This is a genomic window from Pararhizobium sp. PWRC1-1 (genome assembly GCF_049897905.1).
GTDB lineage: Bacteria > Pseudomonadota > Alphaproteobacteria > Rhizobiales > Rhizobiaceae > Pararhizobium.
Genome location: NZ_JAFCXE010000003.1, coordinates 140,176 through 160,785, shown reverse-complemented (window position 1 = coordinate 160,785; position 20,610 = coordinate 140,176). Strand labels below are relative to the sequence as shown.

Annotated in this window: 20 protein-coding genes; 18 read left to right on the top strand and 2 right to left on the bottom strand. The window is 60.4% G+C overall.

Annotated elements, in window-relative coordinates; all coding sequences use genetic code 11:
• Positions 1–2: 2 nt before the first annotated feature.
• A complete protein-coding gene (locus ACP7E0_RS06715) occupies positions 3–2,102 on the bottom strand; it encodes a bifunctional rhamnulose-1-phosphate aldolase/short-chain dehydrogenase (RefSeq protein ID WP_426123796.1) in 2,100 nt (699 codons plus the stop codon).
• A 212-nt stretch (positions 2,103–2,314) separates the two neighbouring features.
• Here ACP7E0_RS06715 and ACP7E0_RS06710 point away from each other — a divergent pair, with 212 nt between their 5' ends.
• From ACP7E0_RS06710 to ACP7E0_RS06680, 7 genes are all read left to right on the top strand, one after another.
• On the top strand, positions 2,315–3,127 hold the full coding sequence (locus ACP7E0_RS06710) for a DeoR/GlpR family DNA-binding transcription regulator (protein ID WP_037105479.1): 813 nt from the start codon (positions 2,315–2,317) through the stop codon (positions 3,125–3,127).
• Between the two features lie 122 nt (positions 3,128–3,249).
• Positions 3,250–4,239, top strand: a complete 990-nt coding sequence (gene rhaS / locus ACP7E0_RS06705) for a rhamnose ABC transporter substrate-binding protein (protein WP_426123795.1) — start codon at positions 3,250–3,252, stop codon at positions 4,237–4,239.
• A gap of 225 nt (positions 4,240–4,464) precedes the next feature.
• Positions 4,465–5,961 (top strand): sugar ABC transporter ATP-binding protein, encoded by a 1,497-nt coding sequence (locus ACP7E0_RS06700; RefSeq protein WP_426124120.1) that lies wholly within the window; start codon positions 4,465–4,467, stop codon positions 5,959–5,961.
• Entirely contained in the window at positions 5,958–6,938 is a 981-nt protein-coding gene (locus ACP7E0_RS06695; protein ID WP_426124119.1) for an ABC transporter permease, read from the top strand. Before ACP7E0_RS06700 ends, ACP7E0_RS06695 begins: the two co-directional genes overlap by 4 nt.
• Positions 6,938–7,939, top strand: a complete 1,002-nt coding sequence (locus ACP7E0_RS06690; RefSeq protein WP_426123794.1) for an ABC transporter permease — start codon at positions 6,938–6,940, stop codon at positions 7,937–7,939. The genes ACP7E0_RS06695 and ACP7E0_RS06690 overlap by 1 nt, the downstream gene beginning before the upstream one ends.
• 7 nt (positions 7,940–7,946) lie before the next feature.
• A complete protein-coding gene (gene rhaM, locus ACP7E0_RS06685; protein ID WP_426123793.1) occupies positions 7,947–8,261 on the top strand; it encodes an L-rhamnose mutarotase in 315 nt (104 codons plus the stop codon).
• Between the two features lie 4 nt (positions 8,262–8,265).
• Complete coding sequence (locus ACP7E0_RS06680) at positions 8,266–9,633, top strand: FGGY-family carbohydrate kinase (protein ID WP_426123791.1); 1,368 nt, start codon at positions 8,266–8,268, stop codon at positions 9,631–9,633.
• Between the two features lie 15 nt (positions 9,634–9,648).
• Here ACP7E0_RS06680 and ACP7E0_RS06675 read toward each other — a convergent pair whose 3' ends face one another.
• Positions 9,649–9,939: an ArsR/SmtB family transcription factor gene (locus tag ACP7E0_RS06675; RefSeq protein ID WP_426123790.1), complete on the bottom strand. Its 291-nt coding sequence runs from the start codon at positions 9,937–9,939 to the stop codon at positions 9,649–9,651.
• Between the two features lie 152 nt (positions 9,940–10,091).
• Between ACP7E0_RS06675 and ACP7E0_RS06670 the strand changes: the two genes are divergently transcribed.
• From ACP7E0_RS06670 to cheD, 11 genes are all read left to right on the top strand, one after another.
• Positions 10,092–10,550, top strand: a complete 459-nt coding sequence (locus tag ACP7E0_RS06670) for an MFS transporter (protein ID WP_426123788.1) — start codon at positions 10,092–10,094, stop codon at positions 10,548–10,550.
• Positions 10,514–11,527, top strand: coding sequence for an MFS transporter (locus tag ACP7E0_RS06665; RefSeq protein ID WP_426123786.1), 1,014 nt, complete (start codon positions 10,514–10,516; stop codon positions 11,525–11,527). Before ACP7E0_RS06670 ends, ACP7E0_RS06665 begins: the two co-directional genes overlap by 37 nt.
• Before the next feature lie 922 nt (positions 11,528–12,449).
• The gene (locus tag ACP7E0_RS06660) at positions 12,450–14,084 is read left to right on the top strand and encodes a globin-coupled sensor protein (RefSeq protein WP_426123785.1); all 1,635 of its coding nucleotides are present in this window, start codon (positions 12,450–12,452) and stop codon (positions 14,082–14,084) included.
• 133 nt (positions 14,085–14,217) lie between these two features.
• On the top strand, positions 14,218–14,511 hold the full coding sequence (locus ACP7E0_RS06655; protein ID WP_426123783.1) for an STAS domain-containing protein: 294 nt from the start codon (positions 14,218–14,220) through the stop codon (positions 14,509–14,511).
• A 3-nt stretch (positions 14,512–14,514) separates the two neighbouring features.
• Positions 14,515–14,880 (top strand): chemotaxis response regulator CheY1, encoded by a 366-nt coding sequence (gene cheY1 / locus ACP7E0_RS06650; RefSeq protein WP_068951143.1) that lies wholly within the window; start codon positions 14,515–14,517, stop codon positions 14,878–14,880.
• A gap of 16 nt (positions 14,881–14,896) precedes the next feature.
• Positions 14,897–17,167: a chemotaxis protein CheA gene (locus ACP7E0_RS06645; protein WP_426123782.1), complete on the top strand. Its 2,271-nt coding sequence runs from the start codon at positions 14,897–14,899 to the stop codon at positions 17,165–17,167.
• Positions 17,168–17,172: 5 nt separating this feature from the next.
• Positions 17,173–17,640 carry a chemotaxis protein CheW gene (locus ACP7E0_RS06640; protein ID WP_426123780.1) on the top strand — a complete coding sequence of 156 codons (468 nt, stop codon included), beginning with the start codon at positions 17,173–17,175 and terminating at the stop codon, positions 17,638–17,640.
• Positions 17,637–18,545: a protein-glutamate O-methyltransferase CheR gene (cheR, locus tag ACP7E0_RS06635; protein ID WP_426123779.1), complete on the top strand. Its 909-nt coding sequence runs from the start codon at positions 17,637–17,639 to the stop codon at positions 18,543–18,545. The genes ACP7E0_RS06640 and cheR overlap by 4 nt, the downstream gene beginning before the upstream one ends.
• A complete protein-coding gene (locus ACP7E0_RS06630; RefSeq protein ID WP_426123777.1) occupies positions 18,542–19,597 on the top strand; it encodes a protein-glutamate methylesterase/protein-glutamine glutaminase in 1,056 nt (351 codons plus the stop codon). Before cheR ends, ACP7E0_RS06630 begins: the two co-directional genes overlap by 4 nt.
• The gene (locus ACP7E0_RS06625; RefSeq protein WP_037105534.1) at positions 19,598–19,987 is read left to right on the top strand and encodes a response regulator; all 390 of its coding nucleotides are present in this window, start codon (positions 19,598–19,600) and stop codon (positions 19,985–19,987) included.
• Positions 19,984–20,538 (top strand): chemoreceptor glutamine deamidase CheD, encoded by a 555-nt coding sequence (cheD, locus tag ACP7E0_RS06620; RefSeq protein WP_037105537.1) that lies wholly within the window; start codon positions 19,984–19,986, stop codon positions 20,536–20,538. Before ACP7E0_RS06625 ends, cheD begins: the two co-directional genes overlap by 4 nt.
• Positions 20,539–20,610 lie beyond the last annotated feature (72 nt).

Below are 20,610 nucleotides of genomic sequence, written 5' to 3'. Positions count from 1 at the left end.
GATCAGCGCGTGAACGACTGGGAATTACCCGCATCGACATTGATAATGTTGCCGGTCGATTTGGCCGACATGTCGGAGGCGAGGAAGTAGATCGCTTCGGCAATGTCTTCCGGGAAAACGCTGAGCTTCAGCATCGAGCGCTCGCGGTACATCGCCTCCAGCCCTTCCATATCCGTCTTGTAGACGGCGGCGCGCTGTTCCTTCCACTCGCCGCTCCAGATTTTTGAGCCGCGCAAGACGGCGTCCGGATTGACGACGTTGACGCGGATCTGGGCGGATGCGCCTTCGAGTGCCAGGCAACGGGCGAGATGGATTTCAGCGGCCTTGGCCGTGCAGTAGGCCGATGCGCCCGGCGAGGCGGCAAGGCCGTTCTTGGAAGCGACGAAGACGACGTTGCCGCCGGCCTTCTGGTTGCGGAAGATGCGGAAAGCTTCGCGCGAAACGAGGAAATACCCGGTCGCGAGGATATCCATGTTCTTGTTCCACAGCGCCAGCGTCGTATCTTCGATCGTCGCGGAGGAGGCGAGACCAGCATTGGAAACGAGGATGTCGAGGCCGCCAAATTCGAGCAGCGTATCGGCAAAGCTCTTCTCGACGGCAGCTTCCTCGGTGACGTTCATATTGACGGCGCGGACGAAATCCTTGCCGTAACGGCCGCCGAGTTCGCTCAAGGCCGAGGCAAGGGCCGTCTCATCGATATCGGCGAGCACGACGCAGGCACCTTCCTGCATCAGGCGGTGGGCTGTCGCCTTGCCGATGCCGCCGGCGCCGCCGGTGACGAGCGCTATTCTGCCGGCCAGCATCTTCGGCTTCGGCATGCGCTGCAGCTTGGCTTCCTCAAGCAACCAGTATTCGATGTCGAAGGCTTCCTGTTCCGGCAGGCCGACATAGGTCGAGACGCCGGAGGCGCCGCGCATGACATTGATGGCGTTGACGTAGAATTCGCCGGAAATGCGGGCGGTGGCCTTGTCCTTGGCAAAGGTGATCATGCCGACGCCGGGGATGAGATAGACCACCGCATTCAAGTCGCGCATGGCCGGGCTATTGTCACGCTTGCAGCGCTCGTAATAGGCGGCATAGCCGGCGCGGTACTCGGCGATCGCGGCTTCAAGGCCTTCGAGCGTCTTGTCGATATCCGGGTCGGCCGGATCGAAATCGATCACCAGTGGGCAAATCTTGGTGCGCAGGAAATGGTCGGGGCAGGAGGTGCCGAGTGCCGCCAGCGGCGCGAGGTTCTTGGAGGTAACGAAGTCGAGCACGGCCTGGCTGTCGTCGAAATGGCCGAGCTTGCGCTCGTCGGCGCTGATCATGCCGCGAATGACCGGCATTAGCTTTTGCGCAACGGCGCGGCGCTCAGTGGCCGGGAGAACCGGCTTGACTGCGCCGCCGAAGGCTGGTGCCGTGTTGGTCGTCTCGAACCAGGCAATCGCCTTGTTGATGATCTCGACGGTGGTCTCGTAGGTTTCCTTCGCCGTGTCGCCCCAGGTGAAGAGGCCGTGGCTTTCCAGGATCAGGCCGCGTGCGTTCGGGTTTTCAGCGCAGAATTTCGAAAGCCAGAGGCCGAGTTCGAAGCCGGGACGCTTCCAGGGCAACCAGCCGATATCGGCGCCGAAAATCTGTTGGGTCAGTTCACGGCTATTTTTTGAAGCGGCGATGGCGATGATCGCGTCCGGATGCATGTGGTCGACATGCTTCCTGGGCACATAGGCATGCAGCGGCGTGTCGATCGAAGCGGCGCGCGGATTGAGGTTGAAGGTGCAATGCGGCAGGTAGCCGACCATCTCGTCTTCATGTTCGAGACCGCGATAGAGGCCCTTCAGCGCTTCTAGCTTCTCCATATAGAGTGTCGAAAAGCCGTCCATCTTGATCGTGCCGACATCACCGCCGGAGCCCTTGACCCAGAGAACCTCGACCGTGCCGCCACCGAGCGGGTCCTTTTCCATCACTTTGGCCGAGGTGTTGCCGCCGCCATAATTGGTGATGCGCTTATCCGAGCCGAGCAGGTTGGAGCGGTACAGAAGCCGTTCGGCTTCGTTCATCGCCGCCGCTTTGGCGTCGTCCCAGAGATTGGCAAGGCGCGAGCCTTGTTGCTTGTCGAGCATCTGCATTTCCTCCCGGTCAATTCTGCGCCGGCCCGGTAGATTTTGCGGGGCAAAGAGCGCATTCGTTGCGATCAGATCACACAAAGATCGACCGCGTGTCAATCATAAACGATCAAAAACAGTCATATTGCACTGCACAATGAAAAAATATGATTGTTTGTGATTGACAATGCGCGGTCGTGATGGAAGCATAGAAATATTGGAGGAGCCTAATGCACGAGAAAGAGCGACACAGGATCATTCTGTCAGCGGTCCAGGACAAGCCGGTCATCACCGTGCCTGAACTGGTTGATCTGACCGATAGTTCTGAAGCGACGATCCGTAGGGATATCGCGGCGCTGCATGTCCAGAAGCGGTTGCGCCGGGTGCGCGGCGGTGCCGAAGCCATCAATCCACCGCAGTTCGTCGGCCTTGCCGGCCGCCCGTTCAGCGTCAACGAAGGCCTGCATGCCCGCCAGAAGCAGGCGATTGCCAAGGAAGCTGTGGCGCTGTGTCAGGATGGCGAGCCGATCATCATCAATGGCGGCACCACGACGTTCCAGATGGTGCATTTTCTGGCCAACCGCCGGATGCAGGTGTTCACCAATTCGTTCCCGATCGCCGAGCATCTGCTCAAGCACTCGAAGAACACCGTGATGCTGTCGGGTGGAACGATCTACCGCGAGCAGAACATTATTTTGAGCCCGTTCGATAATGACGTGACGCGCAATTTCTATGCGCGCCGGATGTTCATGGGCGCGCAAGGGCTCGGGCCCCTCGGTCTGATGGAAGGCGACCCGCTGCTCATCCAGGCGGAGCAGAAGCTGATCGACCAGGCAGATGAACTCGTCGTTCTGATCGACTCGTCGAAATTTCACAAACGCTCCAGTCTCATTCTGTGCGGGCTGAAGCGCATCACCACGGTGATCACGGATTCGGGCATCGAGGATAGGCATGTCCAGATGCTCGAAGATGCAGGCGTCGGTTTGGTTATCGCCAATACGCGCTCGGGCATTGTTGAGGAGAATGCTTCTTCGTCGGCGTAAAGCCGGCGGGAAGAGGGGAGTGGGAACCGCCGATGGCTTCACGCCATCAGGCAAAGTTTTGAGAGCATAAAGCCGAATGAACGCGATCATTGTGACCGCGCGGCTTCAGGGAGGAGAACGTCATGAAAATTTTCAAGGCACTGATGGTCACGACGGCGGTTTCGCTGGCACTGATGGCCGGTACCGCGCATGCGGAAACCAAGAAGATCGCCCTCGTCGTCAAGGCGCTCGGCATCGGCTTCTTTGAAGCGGCCAACAAGGGTGCGCAGGAAGCCGCCAAGGAACTCGGCGATGTCGAGGTGATCTACACCGGCCCGACGACGACAACCGCCGAAGGCCAGATCGAAGTCATCAACTCGCTGATCGCGCAGAAGGTCGATGCGATCGCCGTATCCGCCAACGACACCGATGCTCTGGTTCCGGCGCTGAAAAAGGCGATGGACCGCGGCATCAAGGTCATTTCCTGGGATTCAGGCGTCGCCAAGGACGGCCGTTCCATGCATCTGAATCCGTCGTCCAGCCCGCTGATCGGCAACATGATCATCAAGCTTGCCGCCGACCAACTGCCTGACGGTGGCGACGTCGCCGTTCTTTCAGCAACAGCCACCTCGACCAACCAGAATGTCTGGATCGAGGAGATGAAGAAGGTTCAGGGCAATTACAAGGGCATCAATGTCGTGGCCACCGTCTACGGCGACGACCTTGCCGACAAGTCCTACCGCGAAACGCAGGGCCTCATCCAGTCTTACCCGAACCTGAAGGCGATCATCGCTCCGACCTCGGTCGGCATCGTTGCTGCGGCCCAGGCCGTCGAAGACGCCGGCAAGGTCGGCCAGATCAACGTTACCGGCCTCGGTCTTCCCTCGGAAATGGCCGGCCATGTCAAGGCCGGCTCGTCCAAGTCCTTCGCCATCTGGAACCCGATCGACCTCGGCTATTCCGCCACCATGATCGCCTATGACCTGATCGGCGGCGCGGAAGCCAAGCCCGGCGCCGAACTGAAGATGGGCCGCATGGGCACCGTCAAGCTCGACGACAACAACGAAGGCGCCATGGCCGACCCGTTCGTCTACGACGCCAAGAACGTCGAAGAGTTCGCCAAGATCTTCTGATCCATTGGTTTGTGGCGCTCTGCCCCTCATCCGCCCTATCGGGCACCTTCTCCCCGTTGTGACGGGGAGAAGGACCAAGCGGCAAACTCCGTGACCCCCTCTCCCCGCATGCGGGGAGAGGGCTAGGGTGAGGGGCAATCGCGCAAGCGATAGCCTGCCGACAATTTTCAATTTCAAATCATACCGGTGGATTGCCTCTTGCTGCAGGAAACGACCACATTGCGGATGAAACCCGCCGTCGCGCTCGAGGGCATATCCAAGTCCTTTCCCGGCGTAAAAGCGCTGTCCGACGTCTCGCTCGCTTTGTACCCCGGTTCCGTCACGGCGCTGATCGGCGAAAACGGTGCGGGCAAATCGACCCTGGTCAAAATCCTCACCGGCATCTACCAGCCGGATGGCGGCACGATCCGGGTCGATGGAGCCGAGACTCATTTTCCAACCGCACTCGCAGCCGCCCATGCCGGCGTCACCGCGATCCACCAGGAAACCGTGCTGTTCGATGAACTGTCGGTCGCCGAAAACATCTTTCTCGGCCATGCGCCGCGCGGCCGCTTCGGCCTGATCGATTGGAAGAAACTCAACGAAAATGTCCGCGATCTGCTTGCCCGCGTCGGCGCTGAAATCGATCCGACCATCCGGCTGCGCGACCTCGGCATTGCCAACAAGCATATGGTGGCGATTGCCCGCGCTCTTTCGATCGACGCCAGCGTCGTCATCATGGACGAGCCGACGGCGGCTTTGTCGCACAAGGAGATCCACGAGCTTTATGAACTGATCGACCGGCTGAAAGCGGACGGCAAGGCGATCCTGTTCATCAGCCACAAGTTCGATGAAATTTTCCGCATTGCCGACCGCTATACTGTGTTTCGCGATGGCGGCATGGTCGGCGAGGGGCTGATTGCCGATGTAACCCAGGATCAGCTGGTCAAGATGATGGTCGGCCGCGATGTCGGCCAGGTTTTTCCGAAGGTCGATGTCGCGATCGGCGAGCCGGTCCTCACGGTTTCGGGCTACCGCCATCCGACCGAATTCGAAGACATCAATTTCGAACTGCGCCGCGGCGAAATCCTCGGCTTCTACGGCCTGATCGGCGCGGGCCGTTCCGAATTCATGCAGTCGCTGATCGGCATCACAAGGCCGTCTGCCGGTGCGGTCAAGCTGAATGGCGATGTCCTCGTCATCCGCTCTCCCGCCGAGGCGATCGAGGCCGGCATTGTTTATGTGCCGGAAGAGCGCGGCCGCCAGGGTGCGATCATCGGCCTGCCGATCTTCCAGAACGTCACGCTGCCCTCGCTGCAGAAAACCTCGCGTTCCGGCTTCCTGAAGCTTGCCAACGAGTTTGCCCTGGCGCGCGAATATACGCAGCGCCTCGATCTGCGCGCCGCCTCGCTCGATCAGGATGTCGGCACGCTGTCGGGCGGCAATCAGCAAAAGGTGGTGATCGCCAAATGGCTGGCGACGCAGCCGAAGGTGATCATTCTCGATGAGCCGACCAAGGGCATCGATATCGGCTCCAAGGCTGCGGTGCACGCCTTCATGAGCGAACTGGCAGGACAGGGATTGAGCGTCATCATGGTCTCCTCGGAAATCCCCGAAATCATGGGCATGGCCGATCGCGTCATCGTCATGCGCGAAGGCCGCATCGCCGGGCGTTTTGAGCGCTCCGAGCTGACGGCCGAAAAGCTGGTCCGGGCTGCCGCCGGCATCGGGGAGGCCGTATAATGGCAAAGCTGCTCAAGAACCGCGAAATCCTTTTGGTCATCGCCATCGTCGCGCTGGTCTTCCTGATCGCGCTGCGCTTCCCCGGTTTCGTCGCGCCAGCCAATCTGGCGCGCGTCTATAATGACACCTCGATCCTGATCATCCTGGCGCTCGGCCAGATGGCCGTGATCCTGACGCGCTGCATCGACCTGTCGATGGCGGCTAATCTGGCACTATCCGGCATGGTCGCGGCGATGATAAATGCCGCCTTTCCGGGCATACCGATCCCGCTGGTCATCCTCACCGTCGTCGCCCTTGGCGCGGCCCTCGGCTCGATCAACGGCCTGCTCGTCTGGAAACTGGATATTCCGCCGATCGTCGTGACGCTCGGCACGCTGACCATCTTTCGCGGGAGCATTTTTCTTCTGAGCAAGGGCGCGTGGATCAATGCGCATCAGATGAGCGATGCCTTCAAGGCGCTGCCACGCGCGCCTTTGATCGGTTTCCCGGTCCTGTCATGGCTCTCGGTTGTGGCGATTGCCGCCGTCTATATCCTGATGACGCGCACGCCGGTCGGCCGCGCCTTCTTTGCCGTCGGCGGCAATCCGCATGCGGCCGTCTATACCGGCATCGATGTCGGCCGCACGCGCTTCTTCGCCTATTGCCTGTCCGGTGGTCTCGCTGGTCTGGCCGGTTATCTCTGGGTGTCGCGTTATGCGGTCGCCTATGTCGATATCGCCGCCGGTTTCGAGCTCGATATCATCGCAGCCTGCGTCATCGGCGGCATTTCGATTGCCGGTGGCATTGGCTCGGTCGGCGGTGCCGTGCTCGGCGGCCTGTTCCTCGGCGTCATCAAGAATGCGCTGCCGGTCATCAATATCTCGCCCTTTGCCCAGCTGGCGATTTCCGGAACGGTGATCATCATCGCCGTCGCCGTCAACGCTCGGACTGAGAAGCGCAAGGGCCGTGTCATTCTGAAGAAAGCGGAGGCGGTCTGATGGCGGAAACGCATCTTTCACCCCGGATCATTCCGGACCGGTTGCAGAGCCGGGGTAGCCGGGCCCTGAAGAGCTGGGAGAGCCTGCTTCTCGTCGTGGCGATCCTGATCTTCACGATCAACTCGTTTGCCTCGCCCTATTTCCTCGATCCGTGGAACCTGTCCGACGCGACGTTCAATTTCACCGAAAAGGCGCTGGTCGCCTTTGCCATGGCGCTGGTGATCATTTCCGGCGAGATCGACCTCTCTGTCGCGTCGATCATTGCCCTGTCCTCGACGGCCATGGGGCTGGCGGTGACCATGGGTGCGGATACGCCCATGCTGGTCGTCGTCGGCCTCGGCACCGGTCTGCTTTGCGGCGCGGTCAACGGTCTGCTGATCACCGGCCTCGGCCTGCCATCGATCGTCGTCACCATCGGCACGATGAGCCTGTTTCGCGGCCTGTCGTTCATTATATTGGGAGACCAGGCCTACACAGGCTATCCCGCCAGCTTCGCCTATTTCGGCCAGGGCTATGTCTGGTGGGTTTACTCGTTCGAATTCGCGCTCTTCGTGTTCTTTGCGATTGTTTACAGCGTGCTGCTGCACAAGACCAATTTCGGCCGCGCCGTCTATGCCATCGGCAACAACCAGACGGCAGCATTGTTCTCTGGTGTCCGCGTCGGCCGCGTCAAGTTCATCCTGTTCCTGCTGACGGGTCTGATGGCTGGCATTGCCTCGATCTGCCTGACCTCGCGCCTCGGCTCCACCCGCCCGTCGATTGCCTTGGGTGTCGAGCTGGAAGTGGTGACGATGGTGGTGCTCGGCGGCGTCAGCATTCTCGGCGGCTCCGGGACCATTCCGGGTGTTGTGCTCGCCGCCTTCATCATGGGCATGGTCACCTTCGGGTTCGGCCTTCTCAATGTTCCCGGCATCGTCATGTCGATCTTCATCGGCGTGCTGTTGATTTCCGTCATCGCATTGCCGATCCTGTGGTCACGCGCCCGCCGCCGGGCGCATTGAGGACACCATGGAAAAATACGCTTTCCGCATGCGGCTCAATCCCGGCATGACTGAGGAATACAAGGCGCGCCATGACGCGATCTGGCCGGAACTGTCGGCGCTTCTGACGGACGCAGGCGTGTCGGATTACTCGATCCATCTCGATGAGGAGACCCATCTCCTGTTCGGTGTTCTCTGGCGGCGGGATGATCACACCATGGCCGATCTGCCCAAACATCCGGTGATGCAGAAATGGTGGGCCCATATGGCTGATATCATGGAGACGAAGGCGGATAACGAGCCGGTCGCCGTGCCGCTTACCACCGTCTTCCATATGAAGTGATCCCATGAAAACCATCGCTGTCATCGATATCGGCAAGACGAATGCCAAGGTCGCTTTGGTCGATCTCGACCGGTTCGAGGAAAGGGCGGTGCGCAAAACTGCAAACGGTGTCGTGACCGAAGGCCTGTACCCGCATTTCGACGTCGAGCGCCTGTGGCGATTCATTGCCGAAAGCCTTTCCGCGCTGAATGCCGAGACACCGATCGACGCGATTTCCGTGACCACCCACGGCGCGACCGCGGTTCTGCTGGACAGGAACGGCGATCTCGCTTTGCCGCTGCTCGACTACGAATTCACCGGACCCGATACGCTGGCCGGGGACTATGACAAGGTTCGCCCGCCCTTTGCCGAAACCGGTGCGGCAAGGCTACCGATGGGCCTGAACATCGGTGCGCAGATCTATTGGCAGGAACAGACCTTCCCGGACCGGTTCGCCAAGGTCGCCAGCATCCTCACCTATGCGCAATACTGGTCTTACCGCCTGAGCGGCGTTCTCTCCACTGAACTGACATCGCTCGGCTGTCATACCGACCTCTGGAATCCCTATTCTGCGGACTTCTCCACCATGGTTGACGCCCGCGGCTGGCGGTCGCTGTTCCCGCCCGTGCACCGTGCAAGCGATGTTCTGGGCGGGTTGACCCAGCAGGCAGCGAAGGACACCGGGTTGCCCGTAGGTCTGCCGGTCTATTGCGGCATTCACGATTCAAATTCCTCGCTGCTGCCGCATGTGCTGACGCGGAAAGCACCGTTCTCCGTGGTTTCCACCGGAACCTGGGTGGTGATGATGGCGATGGGCGCAAGAAAGGTGGCGCTGGACGAGGCGCGCGACACGCTGATCAATGTCAACGCCTTGGGCGATCCCGTCCCCTCGGCACGGTTCATGGGTGGACGGGCCTTTTCGACGCTGATCACCGATCCGGCGGTCACCGTTTCCGAAGACGTCGAAGCGCAGGTGGCTGCCGCTCAGTGGATGCTTCTGCCATCGGTGCCGGAAGGTTCCGGGCCTTTCCCGCACGCCAAGGCCTCTTGGACATGCGACGAGGCGTCCTTGACCGGCCCGCAGAGGCTTGCCGTCGTCTCCTTTCATCTGGCGATGATGACCGCCAGCTCGCTCAACTTGATCGGCGCTGAGGGCGAAGTCGTCGTCGAGGGACCGTTCGCGGCCAATCCCAGCTATCTGCGGATGCTGAAAGCCGCAACCGGCCGCCCCGTACTGATCGGCAGCCAGAGCGCCACCGGCACCAGCCTTGGGGCCGCATGCCTTGTCGATGGCAGCCGGGCGCAGGCGCACACGGTGGAATTTCAGGGCGCCGTTCCGGAAACGTATGCAGCTTACGCGGCAAGCTGGACCAGGCTCGTTCAGGCCTTATAGGCGGCATCGGCCAGCTTATGCCGGCGCCACCTGATCGGCGTTGAAGATCGCTGTCAACAACCCGGGAAACCGTGCCTCCAGATCGTCCTGCCGCAGCGACATATAGATGACCCGGCCTTCCGGCCGCTGCCGGATCACGCCGGCCTCGCGCAGCACGCGCCAGTGATGTGTCATCGTCGATTTCGAAACATCGGTCACGAAGTCGCTGCAGATACATTCGCCGGTCGCGATCTGCTTCACCGCCGCCAGCCGGATCGGGTTGCCCAGAGCCAGAAGAACATCGGGTAGGCGAAGGTCGTCACGCATGGGATGATGGTCGTTCATCAAGACAAGATAATAAACCGTTCGCGTACAGTCAAACTTTTTGGACGTCTCGCGTTGACAATTGTACGATTCTATCCGTACTATCAAATCATCAACGCTGCGCAGCCTTGTCCCCGCAACAAGAGATATCCATCATGTCATTTTCTCCCGCATCCGGCGGTCGCCAGCGGCTGGGCTGGACATTGTTCCTGCTCGCCTTCGCTCAACTGGTCACCGCCGTTGATTACAATATCGTCTTCGTCGCACTGCCTGATATCGGCGCGCAACTCGGCTTCTCGCGCCAGACCCTGCAATGGGTGGTCAGCGCCTATGGTGTCGCCTTTGGTGGCTTCCTGCTCTTAGGCGGCCGCGCCGCCGATCTTCTCGGCCGGCGCCGGATCTTTATCTTCGCTCTGGCGCTTTACGGCGTATCGTCGCTGGTCGGCGGACTGGCCACCAGCCCGAGCGCCATCATCATCGCCCGGGCCATCCAGGGTGTCGGCGGCGCCTTGCTGTTTCCGGCAACGCTATCGCTGGTGACCACGTTGTTGCCGAAGGTCGCGAGCGCAACCGCGCCTTGGCCGTCTGGGGCGGTGCCGGTGCATCCGGCCTGACCGTCGGCGCTCTGCTCGGCGGTATTCTTACCAGCGCCTATGGCTGGCCCGCCGTCTTCTTCGTCAATGTGCCGCTGGTCGTCATCATCATCGCCCGCGCGTTGATCATCATGCCGCGTGATGTCAACCAAGGCTCGCATCGCAGCTTTGACTTACCGGGCGCGCTGACGGCGACGATCGGCATTACATTGCTGGTCTACGTCCTCGTTCAAGGGCCGGAATCGGGCTGGGCGTCACCGTCCATCTTGCTTGCGTTGGTTGCTGGTCTGATCCTGCTCGCAGCCTTCTTCGTCATCGAAGCCCGCAGTGATGATCCTTTGATGCCGTTGCGCCTTTTTTCTAACCGTTATGCGCTGGCGGGCATGCTGCTGACGCTATTTTTCGGCGCCACCTTGGGTGCATTGCCCTATTTCGAAACCGTGTTGTTCCAGGGCATGCTCGGCTTCGATGCGCTGTGGACCGGCTTGGCATTCCTTGTTCCGGCTGTCGCCATCTTCATCGGTACGCAGCTGGGCGAGCGTATGGCCACCGGCTCCGGCGTTCGTGCCAGCCTGGTGATCGGCCAGGTTCTCAGCGTCGCCGGCATGGTGGCGTTCGCATACGGGATTTCGCCGGACTGGGGCTATATCGGCCTGGTTCCGGGCATGGCAGTGCTCGGCGTCGGCCAGGGCATGGTGTGGACGGCGATGTGGATCGTGTCGGCGACCGGGGTTGCCCAGGAAGAGCAGGGCGTGGCGTCGGGCATGGCATCCACCAGCCTGCAGGTCGGGCTGGCCGTCGGCCTCGCCATCCTGGTTGCCGTTGCCAATGGTGTCGGGGAATCGATAGGTCAGACGGCGACCATCGGTCTTATCGAAGGCACACGGTTCGCTGTCTATCTGGCCGCTGTGGGGACTGTTTTGAGGCTGATCGTCGCTCTCACTCTGCCGCGCCGGGTGGAAGTGCCGGCTGGTGTGAACTACGCTCCAGCCGAATGAGCCTGTGGCCCGTCTTCCGGGGCGGGTCTCACCGGCTATTCCAGTGTGCGATCAAAGAGCGGTGAGAAAACAAAACGAAGAAAATTGGCCGCCGCAGCCTTCAAGGGTGAGCGGCGCTTCTCGCATCCAAGGACACGCCGTAATGCATCGCCCTTGTGAGGCACATATGCTTACGGGCCGAAGTGCGGTTCAACTATTTCCTAGAAAATCCGGGCGTTCAACGACTTGCGATCATCCTCGATATTGAGGAGGATGGAGACCGCTGCCAGTGTAAGGGTGGCGATAAGCGTAGCGCTTAGTCCCAGAACAATCATTGCCCGTTCCTTCTACGTCATCATCATGATGCCGCTTCACTTTGGCCGGCTATGCTTGCGCATGGCTTGAACCGGTCAGAATAGGCAGTAGTTAATGGCGGGGCCTCTCAAGATCAACTCCCAAGTTTTACCATTGAAAACCTGTTGTTTCTCCAACGGGCGCAAACCCCCGTTTCATAAGCGGTTGCGCCGGGTGAGAGCAATATGCGGCTAATTTTAGTGAAAGAAGATACGGACGATCAACCGTTAACCTTCAAGCAAGGAATTAACCATAAACATGGTCGTACACGTTGGAGTGGGAAAATCTACTTCCCCGCAAGGCATGACGCCGTACCAACGAACCGGTTTTGATCCGGTATGCACTTTCACCGGATATCTCTTGGGAACGAAGCGGCTGATCGCCGTGGCCAGCCGGCATTGCAGCCGTCGCCATTTGGCGTCTTGCAAGACGGCCCGCTTGGCAACGCCCCTTTGGAACATCCGTTGATGAATGGACGCACCGTGCGCCGGTCAAGGCCTGCGGACATGCAGCAAGAGTTTGATTTTCTACAGGATTCTTCTGAAAGCCATAGGGTTTCCAGAGACGAGATACCGGACCGGGGAAAAGCGTGAGGCAGGAAACGTCGCCAGATCAGACCAGGAAAGCTCAGGCAGGCAGCCTGCTCGAGCGCTTGCGTTTTGCCGGGCTCGATGAAGACCAGACCGACGTCTTGCGCAAGCATCGCCAGTCGTTGGGCGCAGAGGTCGAACTCGCATTGCGCGACCTGTTCCAGCGCCTCCAGACCTTTCCGGATGCCGCCCGCCATTTCACCAGCGACCGCCAGATCGACCGGCTGCACGACCTTCAGTCATCGCATTGGAGCGTGCTCACTGACGCCCGCTTTGACAGTCTCTATGCGGAGCGGGTCAAGGTGCTGTCGGATACCGAGAGCAAGATGGGACTTGATCCGCGCTGGCAGATCGCCGGCCACGCCGTCGTGCTCGAACGCTTGATCTGTTCGATGATCGAGCAGTTCTGGCCGAAATCGATGCTGTCGCTTGGCAAGGCGAACAGGAAGGAGCTGGCCGACCTCGTCGCCGCTCTGGTCCGCACCGTTTTCGTCGATACCGAAATTTCCGTTTCTCTGCGCTTCAACGAGCAGCGTCACAGCCACCAGCGCCAGCTCGCCGAGCAGCGCAAGGCCGGTGAAGCCGAAGCACTGGCTTTATTTGGCGGCGTTACCCAGGCGCTTGGCCGCGGCGATCTTTCCGTTCGGACGCCCAGTGATGTGCCGGTCGCGTATCAACCGGTAGCCCACGAACTGAATGGCGCGCTTAATGCCATGCAGAACGAGTTCATCGGCCTTGCCGACCGCGCCGTCACGATGGAAATCTCGTCGCGCGATCTTGCCGGCCAGACTGGACAAATTGCAGATCGCGGACGGGAACAGTCCGAAGCGCTGGGTGAGACCGTCCGGTCGCTTGGCGCCATCGTCGACCGGGTCAAGCACAATGCCGGCCAGACACGGGCTGCCGAAAAGAGCGTCGCGGTCACCCGCCAGTCGGCTGAACACAGCGGCGAGATTGCCGGGCAGGCGATTTCCGCCATGGCCGATATCGAAGCGTCGGCCGAAAAGATCGGCCAGATCATCGGCGTCATCGACGAGATTGCCTTTCAGACCAATCTCCTGGCGTTGAATGCCGGCATTGAGGCTGCGCGTGCTGGCGAAAGCGGCCGTGGCTTTGCCGTCGTCGCCCAGGAGGTCCGCGCCTTGGCGCAGCGCTCGGGTGACGCGGCCCGCGAAATCAAGCAGCTGGTATCGAGCACGAAGTGCCAGGTCGAGGCGGGCGTCGAACGCGTGGGCCGTACGCAGGACGCCATCAGCAACATTGTCGAGCAGGTGCGCGGCATCAACGATGCCATCGCCGGCATTGCCGAAGAAACCGCCGAACAGGTCACCGGCCTTCAGGCCGCGACATCCGATCTTAGCCGTATCGGCACCGAAATCGGCGCGAGCGCACATCAGGCTGCCGGCGCCAAAGAGAGCTGCGACGACCTGCATACCGTCATTCTCGAACTCGGCCAGACGATCCGCCAGTTCCATATCCAGCGGCAGGCGCCAAAGACGGCCTTCGCGCCATCCTACTCGACCCCTGCCATTGTGGCGCCAGCCGCACGGCCGGGCGAAATCACCGACGAGAGCAATGATGGGTTCGATGAGGGCTTCGGTCTGCAGGGCCGTCTTGCCGGGTGGGCGCGCTGATGCAGAGCCGTCACAAACACATCCTGCCAAGATCGGCGATTTTCGAGGGCCAGAACGTGCGCTCGCATGGGCGCGCCGAAAACCAGTTGAACCATCCCTGTAAATTACTCCCAGCCAGACAAGGAAAGTAGAGATGGCAGCCAAGAAAGCCGCTCGGAAAAGTTTGAGCCTCGCACCGGTTCTCGACCTCAACGAGGCCAACGCGCTGCACGGCAAGCTGATGGCTCTGCGCGGCAATCCGCTCGCGATCGACGCATCTGCAGTCGAGCGTATCGGTGCGCTGTGCGTTCAGGTCCTGATGGCCGGAGCAAAAAGCTGGGAAGAGGATAATCAGTCTTTCACCTTCGCCAAGGTGTCGGACGCATTTACGAAAACGACACAGCTCATCGGGGTCAATATCGACCACCTGATGGCAAAGGAGATTTGAGACATGAAAAAGAAAGTTCTTACAGTCGATGATTCCCGAACCATCCGGAACATGCTTCTCGTCACGCTGAACAATGCCGGTTTCGAAACGATCCAGGCAGAAGACGGCATCGAGGGGCTCGAAATCCTCGAGGATGCCAATCCGGACGTTATCGTCACCGACATCAACATGCCGCGTCTGGATGGCTTCGGCTTCATCGAGGGCGTGCGCAAGAACGAGAAATTCCGGGCAATTCCGATCCTGGTGCTGACCACCGAAAGCGACGCGGAAAAGAAAAACCGCGCCCGCCAGGCAGGTGCTACCGGCTGGATCGTCAAGCCGTTCGATCCGACCAAGCTGATCGATGCAATCGAGCGCGTAACCGCCTAAGCCAGGATTCCTCCCCATGGATATGAACGAAATCAAAGAGATTTTCTTCCAGGAATGCGAGGAGCAACTCGCTGAATTGGAATCCGGTCTCCTGCGGCTCAATGACGGCGACCGTGATCCGGAAACGGTGAATGCGGTTTTCCGGGCGGTCCACTCCATCAAGGGTGGTGCCGGAGCGTTCGGGCTGGATGATCTTGTCTCTTTCGCACACGTGTTTGAGACCACGCTTGATTGCGTTCGTTCCAACAAGCTGGAACCCAACCAGGATGTCCTGAAGGTCATGCTGAAATCGGCCGACGTCTTGGCCGACCTGACCAATGTCGCGCGCGACGGCGGCAGTGTCGATCAGGCCCGCTCGGCGCAGCTGATCCGCGAACTTGAGGCGTTGGCCAAGGGCGAGGCACCACCTGCCGCAGCCCCGGTCGCTGCTGCACCCAAGGCCGCACCGGTTGCTGCCGCACCGGCACCTGTTGTCAGCGACGACGGCTTTGTTCCGGTCGCCTTCTCCTTCGACGATTTCGGCGACGATGATGTGTCGGCCGATCTTCCGGCCTATGACGTCGTCTTCAAGCCGAAGTCGGAACTCTATACCAAGGGCAATGAAGCAACGCTGCTCCTGCGCGACCTCTCGCGTCTGGGTGAAATGAGCATCCATTGCAACATGGACAGCCTGCCATCCCTCGACCAGATGGACCCGGAAGCCGCCTACTTCTCCTGGAAAGTATCGATCAAGACCGACAAGGGCGAGGATGCCGTGCGTTCGGTGTTCGAATTCGCCGAGTGGGACTGCGACCTCGAGGTGACGGCGCTTGAAACGGGCGAAACTCCGAAAGCCAACGGCGATGACCTGCCGATGCAGCCGGTCCCGTTCGATCTCTCAGCACTTGACGGCGAACTCGATGTGCCTCTCGGCGTTGTCGAAGAGGAAGAACAGATCGCCGCCGCACAGGAAGCCGTCGCTGCTGCCGGAACGGCATCCAATGTCGTCCAGATGGCTGGTAATGCATCGCGTGCAGCCGCCGGCGACAAGGGCGCGGCCGCAGCTGCCGCTCAGAACAATGCCCAGCAGGCATCTGCTGCCGCACCGACCATCCGCGTCGATCTCGATCGTGTCGACCGGCTCATCAACCTCGTCGGCGAACTGGTCATCAACCAGGCGATGCTGTCGCAGAGCGTCATCGAGAATGACTCGAATGGTGTCTCCTCGATCAATATGGGCCTGGAAGAACTTCAGCAGTTGACCCGGGAGATCCAGGACTCGGTCATGGCGATCCGCGCACAGCCGGTGAAGCCGGTCTTCCAGCGCATGGCCCGCACCGTCCGCGAAATTGCCGATATCACCGGCAAGTCGGTTCGCCTCGTTACCGAGGGCGAAAACACCGAAGTCGACAAGACGGTCATCGACAAGCTCGCCGAGCCTTTGACCCACATGATCCGCAACGCGGTCGATCACGGCCTCGAAATGCCGGAAAAGCGTCTTGCCGCCGGCAAGAGTGCCGAAGGTACGGTCAAGCTGACCGCCAAGCATCGCTCGGGCCGTATCGTCATCGAACTGTCTGACGACGGTGCCGGCATCAACCGCGAGAAGGTTCGCCAGAAGGCGATCGACAACGACCTGATCGCGGCCGATGCAAACCTGTCGGACGAAGAAATCGACAACCTGATCTTCCACGCAGGCTTCTCCACCGCCGACAAGGTCTCCGACCTTTCGGGACGTGGTGTCGGCATGGACGTGGTCAAGCGCTCCATCCAGGCACTCGGCGGACGCATCAATATCTCGTCGAAGCCCGGTCATGGCTCCACCTTCACCATGAGCCTGCCGCTGACGCTCGCCGTTCTCGACGGCATGGTCGTCACGGTTGCCGGCCAGACACTGGTCGTGCCGCTGACAGCAATCGTCGAAACCCTACAGCCGGATGCGGCAGCAATTCACTCCTTCGGCGCGACGCAGCGGTTGATCTCGATCCGCAACTCGTTCTGCCCGCTGGTCGATGTGGGACGCATCCTGAACTTCCGCGCAACCCAGGCCAATCCGGTCGAAGGTGTCGCCCTTCTGGTGGAATCCGAAGGCGGCGGCCAGCGCGCACTGATGGTCGATGCCATCCAGGGCCAGCGCCAGGTCGTCATCAAGAGCCTTGAGGCCAACTATACGCACGTGCCTGGCATTGCTGCCGCCACCATTCTCGGTGATGGCCGCGTTGCGCTCATCCTGGACGTCGATGCCGTCGTTTCGGCATCGCGCGGCCAGTCGCTCCACACCGAAACATCGCTCGCCGCTGCAGGGTAAGGACTATGACGCTTCTCGCAAAAAATCTGACGAATGGAGAGCGCGAACTCATCGCATTTCGGATCGGCAATCAGGAATTCTGCGTCAACGTCATGTCCGTGCGGGAAATCCGTGGCTGGGCTCCCGCAACGCCGATGCCCCATGCGCCACAATATGTGCTTGGCGTCATCAATCTGCGTGGTGCGGTCCTGCCGATCATCGATCTGTCGGCCCGCCTCGGGATGAAGCCGGCCGAGCCGACAGTGCGCCACGTCATCATCGTGACGCAGGTCAAGAACAAAGTCGTCGGCCTTCTCGTAGAGGCGGTCTCCGACATATTGACGATCAAGGACGAGGATATCCAGCCGACGCCGGATATGACGTCCGAGTTCGAGCGGACATTTGCCCGCGGCATCCTGGCGATCGAAGGGCGGATGATCTGCCTGATCGAACTGGAAGCCGTGTTTCCTCATACCGAAAGTGAAGCTGCATGAGCATGCCAGCCGCCTTTGACAGCAAGCTATCCCCAGACGAGTGCCTGGCGAGCGGAGAATATCCGCTGACCCGCCGCGACCTCGTGGAGATTGCTGCCATGATTTATGCCGATGCCGGCATCTATCTCAATGAATCGAAGGCTTCGCTCGTTTACTCGCGGCTTTCCAAGCATATCCGCAATGTCGGCCTGAAGGGTTTTCGCGAATATTGCCAGCTGGTTTCATCGCCTGCCGGTGCCGCCGAGCGCCGCGACATGCTTTCGCACCTGACGACGAATTTCACCCGCTTCTTTCGCGAGAACCATCATTTCGAGCATCTGAAGTCCGACGTTCTGCCGGAACTTCTGGCCCGCGCCAAAAATGGCGGCCGGGTGCGCATCTGGTCGGCGGCCTGCTCGGACGGGCAGGAGCCCTATTCGATCGCGCTGACGGTTTTGTCGATGCTGCCGAATGCAGCAGACTATGATTTCCGTATTCTTGCGACCGACATTGATCCCAAGATCCTGGCGCTGGCCCGGGCCGGCGCCTATGACGCGACTGCGCTTGAAACGGTCAGCCCCGCAATGCGCAAGCAATGGTTCACCGAAACCTCAGTCAACGGCCGCCAGAAGTGGCAGGTCGACGACCGTGTGAAGAAACTGATCACCTTCAACGAACTCAACCTGATGGCGCAGTGGCCGTTCAAGGGCCAGTTCGATGTGATCTTCTGCCGTAACGTCGTCATCTACTTCGATGAGCCGACCCAGATGAAGATCTGGTCGCGGTTTGGCGGCATGCTCAATCCCAAGGGTCATCTCTATATCGGCCATTCCGAACGCGTCTCTGGCGATGCGAAGTCGGTCTTCGATAATATCGGCATCACCACCTATCGCTACACCGGCAAACCACAGGGAGGCCGCTCATGAGTGCTGCGCGCGTTCTTGTTGTTGACGATTCCGCCACCATGCGTGGGCTGATCACTGCTATCTTGAGCAGCGATCCGGAAATTCAGGTTATCGGCCAGGCGGCTGATGCCATGCAGGCGCGCCAGGCGATCAAGGACCTCGATCCCGACGTCATCACGCTCGACATCGAGATGCCCAACATGAACGGGCTGGAATTCCTCGAAAAGATCATGCGCCTGCGTCCGATGCCGGTGATCATGGTCTCGACCCTGACGCATAAGGGTGCGGAAGCGTCGCTGGCGGCCTTGGAAATTGGTGCCTTCGATTGCGTCGGCAAGCCGCTGCCGGGCGATCCGCATCCGTTCCGCGATCTCGCCGAAAAGGTAAAGGCCGCTGCCCGCTCGCAGCGCAAGTTCATCATTTCGGGCAACAAGGTTGCGGCGCCAAGCGCTGCCAACGCCAATGCGGCTTCCGATTACCGGGCAGGCAGAAAGATCGTTGCGATCGGATCGTCCACGGGCGGTGTCGAGGCCCTGATCACGGTTCTGCAGAAATTCCCGGCCAATTGCCCGCCAACGGTGATCACGCAGCATATGCCGCACACCTTCACCAAGAGCTTTGCCGAGCGCCTCAACCGCATCTGCGCGCCAACCGTCGCGGAAGCCACCGACGGTGCCCGGCTGGAGATAGGCAAGGTCTATCTGGCCCCGGGCGGCGAACGCCACCTGCAGGTCGTCAATCCCACATCGCCCAGCTGCCGTCTGCTGGACCGCGAACCGGTGAACGGTCATCGTCCTTCCGTCGATGTGCTGTTTGATTCCGTCGCGGAACTCGCCGGACGCAATGCGGTTGGTGTCATTCTCACCGGAATGGGCCGCGACGGCGCATCCGGTCTCTTGAAAATGCGCCACGCAGGTGCCCGCACATTCGGTCAGAATGAAAAAACCTGCGTCGTCTATGGAATGCCGAGGGTTGCCTACGAACTGGGTGCCGTCGAAACACAACTCCCCCTCGGCTCAATCGGGGAAGAAGTCCTGAAAAGCACTGCCGCCCGAAGAGAAGGAAGCGAATAAATGTCCCTAGCGGAAAAAATCAAAGTTCTGATCGTCGATGATCAGGTCACCAGCCGTCTGTTGCTGGGCGATGCTCTGCAACAACTCGGTTTCAAGCAGATCACCGTCGCCGGTGATGGCGAGCAGGGGGCCAAGATCATGGCAGCTCAGCCGCATCACCTGGTGATTTCCGATTTCAACATGCCGAAGATGGATGGTCTTGGCCTGCTTGCTGCCGTGCGCAACAATCCGGCCACGAAGAAGGCCGCCTTCATCATGCTGACAGCCCAGGGCGACCGCGCACTGGTCACCAAGGCGGCGGCGCTCGGAGCCAACAACGTGCTGGCCAAGCCTTTCACCATCGAAAAGATGAAAGCTGCAATCGAAGCCGTATTTGGGGCATTGAAATGATCACTGAGGCTGCGACCAGGCGTGTGCATGTCATCCAGGGCGAATGGAAGGTGGTCAACGATCCAGATGTCGTGCTTTCGACCATCCTCGGTTCCTGCGTGGCAGCATGCATGCGCGATCCGGTCGCGGGCGTCGGTGGCATGAACCATTTCCTTCTGCCGGGTTCGGCGGATGCAATTTCGTCAGGCGGCGATGCAACGCGTTACGGCGTGCATCTCATGGAATTGCTGATCAACGGTCTCCTGAAGAAGGGGGCCCGCCGCGAGCGCCTCGAGGCGAAGATCTTTGGTGGTGCCAAGACGATCGCGCGCTTCTCCAATGTCGGCGAGCAGAATGCGCTGTTTGCGCGCCAGTTCCTGATGGACGAAGGGATCCAGGTGGTCGGTGAGAGCACCGGTGGCGATCATGGCCGCAAGCTCGAATACTGGCCGCTCAGCGGCCGTGCCCGGCAATATGCGCTGACGGGCGTGGAAGCACAGAAGGCTGTGGCTCAGGAACAGCGCCCAAGGCCGGTGCCGAAGCCGGTCGACAATGCGATCGAATTTTTCTAGCGCTTGGGTGGCATCCCGGGATCAGGCCCGGGATGTGCTTTGGCAAGGTGTTTAGCGTAGCCGTTCGGTGGG

Coding starts and splice junctions, on each gene's coding strand:
- ACP7E0_RS06640 (WP_426123780.1), top strand. CDS start 17,173: ATGACGCTTCTCGCAAAAAATCTGACGAATGGAGAGCGCGAACTCATC.
- ACP7E0_RS06675 (WP_426123790.1), bottom strand. CDS start 9,939: ATGCGTGACGACCTTCGCCTACCCGATGTTCTTCTGGCTCTGGGCAAC.
- ACP7E0_RS06690 (WP_426123794.1), top strand. CDS start 6,938: ATGGCGGAAACGCATCTTTCACCCCGGATCATTCCGGACCGGTTGCAG.
- ACP7E0_RS06710 (WP_037105479.1), top strand. CDS start 2,315: ATGCACGAGAAAGAGCGACACAGGATCATTCTGTCAGCGGTCCAGGAC.
- cheR (WP_426123779.1), top strand. CDS start 17,637: ATGAGCATGCCAGCCGCCTTTGACAGCAAGCTATCCCCAGACGAGTGC.
- ACP7E0_RS06625 (WP_037105534.1), top strand. CDS start 19,598: ATGTCCCTAGCGGAAAAAATCAAAGTTCTGATCGTCGATGATCAGGTC.
- rhaM (WP_426123793.1), top strand. CDS start 7,947: ATGGAAAAATACGCTTTCCGCATGCGGCTCAATCCCGGCATGACTGAG.
- ACP7E0_RS06670 (WP_426123788.1), top strand. CDS start 10,092: ATGTCATTTTCTCCCGCATCCGGCGGTCGCCAGCGGCTGGGCTGGACA.
- cheY1 (WP_068951143.1), top strand. CDS start 14,515: ATGAAAAAGAAAGTTCTTACAGTCGATGATTCCCGAACCATCCGGAAC.
- ACP7E0_RS06680 (WP_426123791.1), top strand. CDS start 8,266: ATGAAAACCATCGCTGTCATCGATATCGGCAAGACGAATGCCAAGGTC.
- ACP7E0_RS06715 (WP_426123796.1), bottom strand. CDS start 2,102: ATGCTCGACAAGCAACAAGGCTCGCGCCTTGCCAATCTCTGGGACGAC.
- cheD (WP_037105537.1), top strand. CDS start 19,984: ATGATCACTGAGGCTGCGACCAGGCGTGTGCATGTCATCCAGGGCGAA.
- rhaS (WP_426123795.1), top strand. CDS start 3,250: ATGAAAATTTTCAAGGCACTGATGGTCACGACGGCGGTTTCGCTGGCA.
- ACP7E0_RS06700 (WP_426124120.1), top strand. CDS start 4,465: ATGAAACCCGCCGTCGCGCTCGAGGGCATATCCAAGTCCTTTCCCGGC.
- ACP7E0_RS06655 (WP_426123783.1), top strand. CDS start 14,218: ATGGCAGCCAAGAAAGCCGCTCGGAAAAGTTTGAGCCTCGCACCGGTT.
- ACP7E0_RS06630 (WP_426123777.1), top strand. CDS start 18,542: ATGAGTGCTGCGCGCGTTCTTGTTGTTGACGATTCCGCCACCATGCGT.
- ACP7E0_RS06645 (WP_426123782.1), top strand. CDS start 14,897: ATGGATATGAACGAAATCAAAGAGATTTTCTTCCAGGAATGCGAGGAG.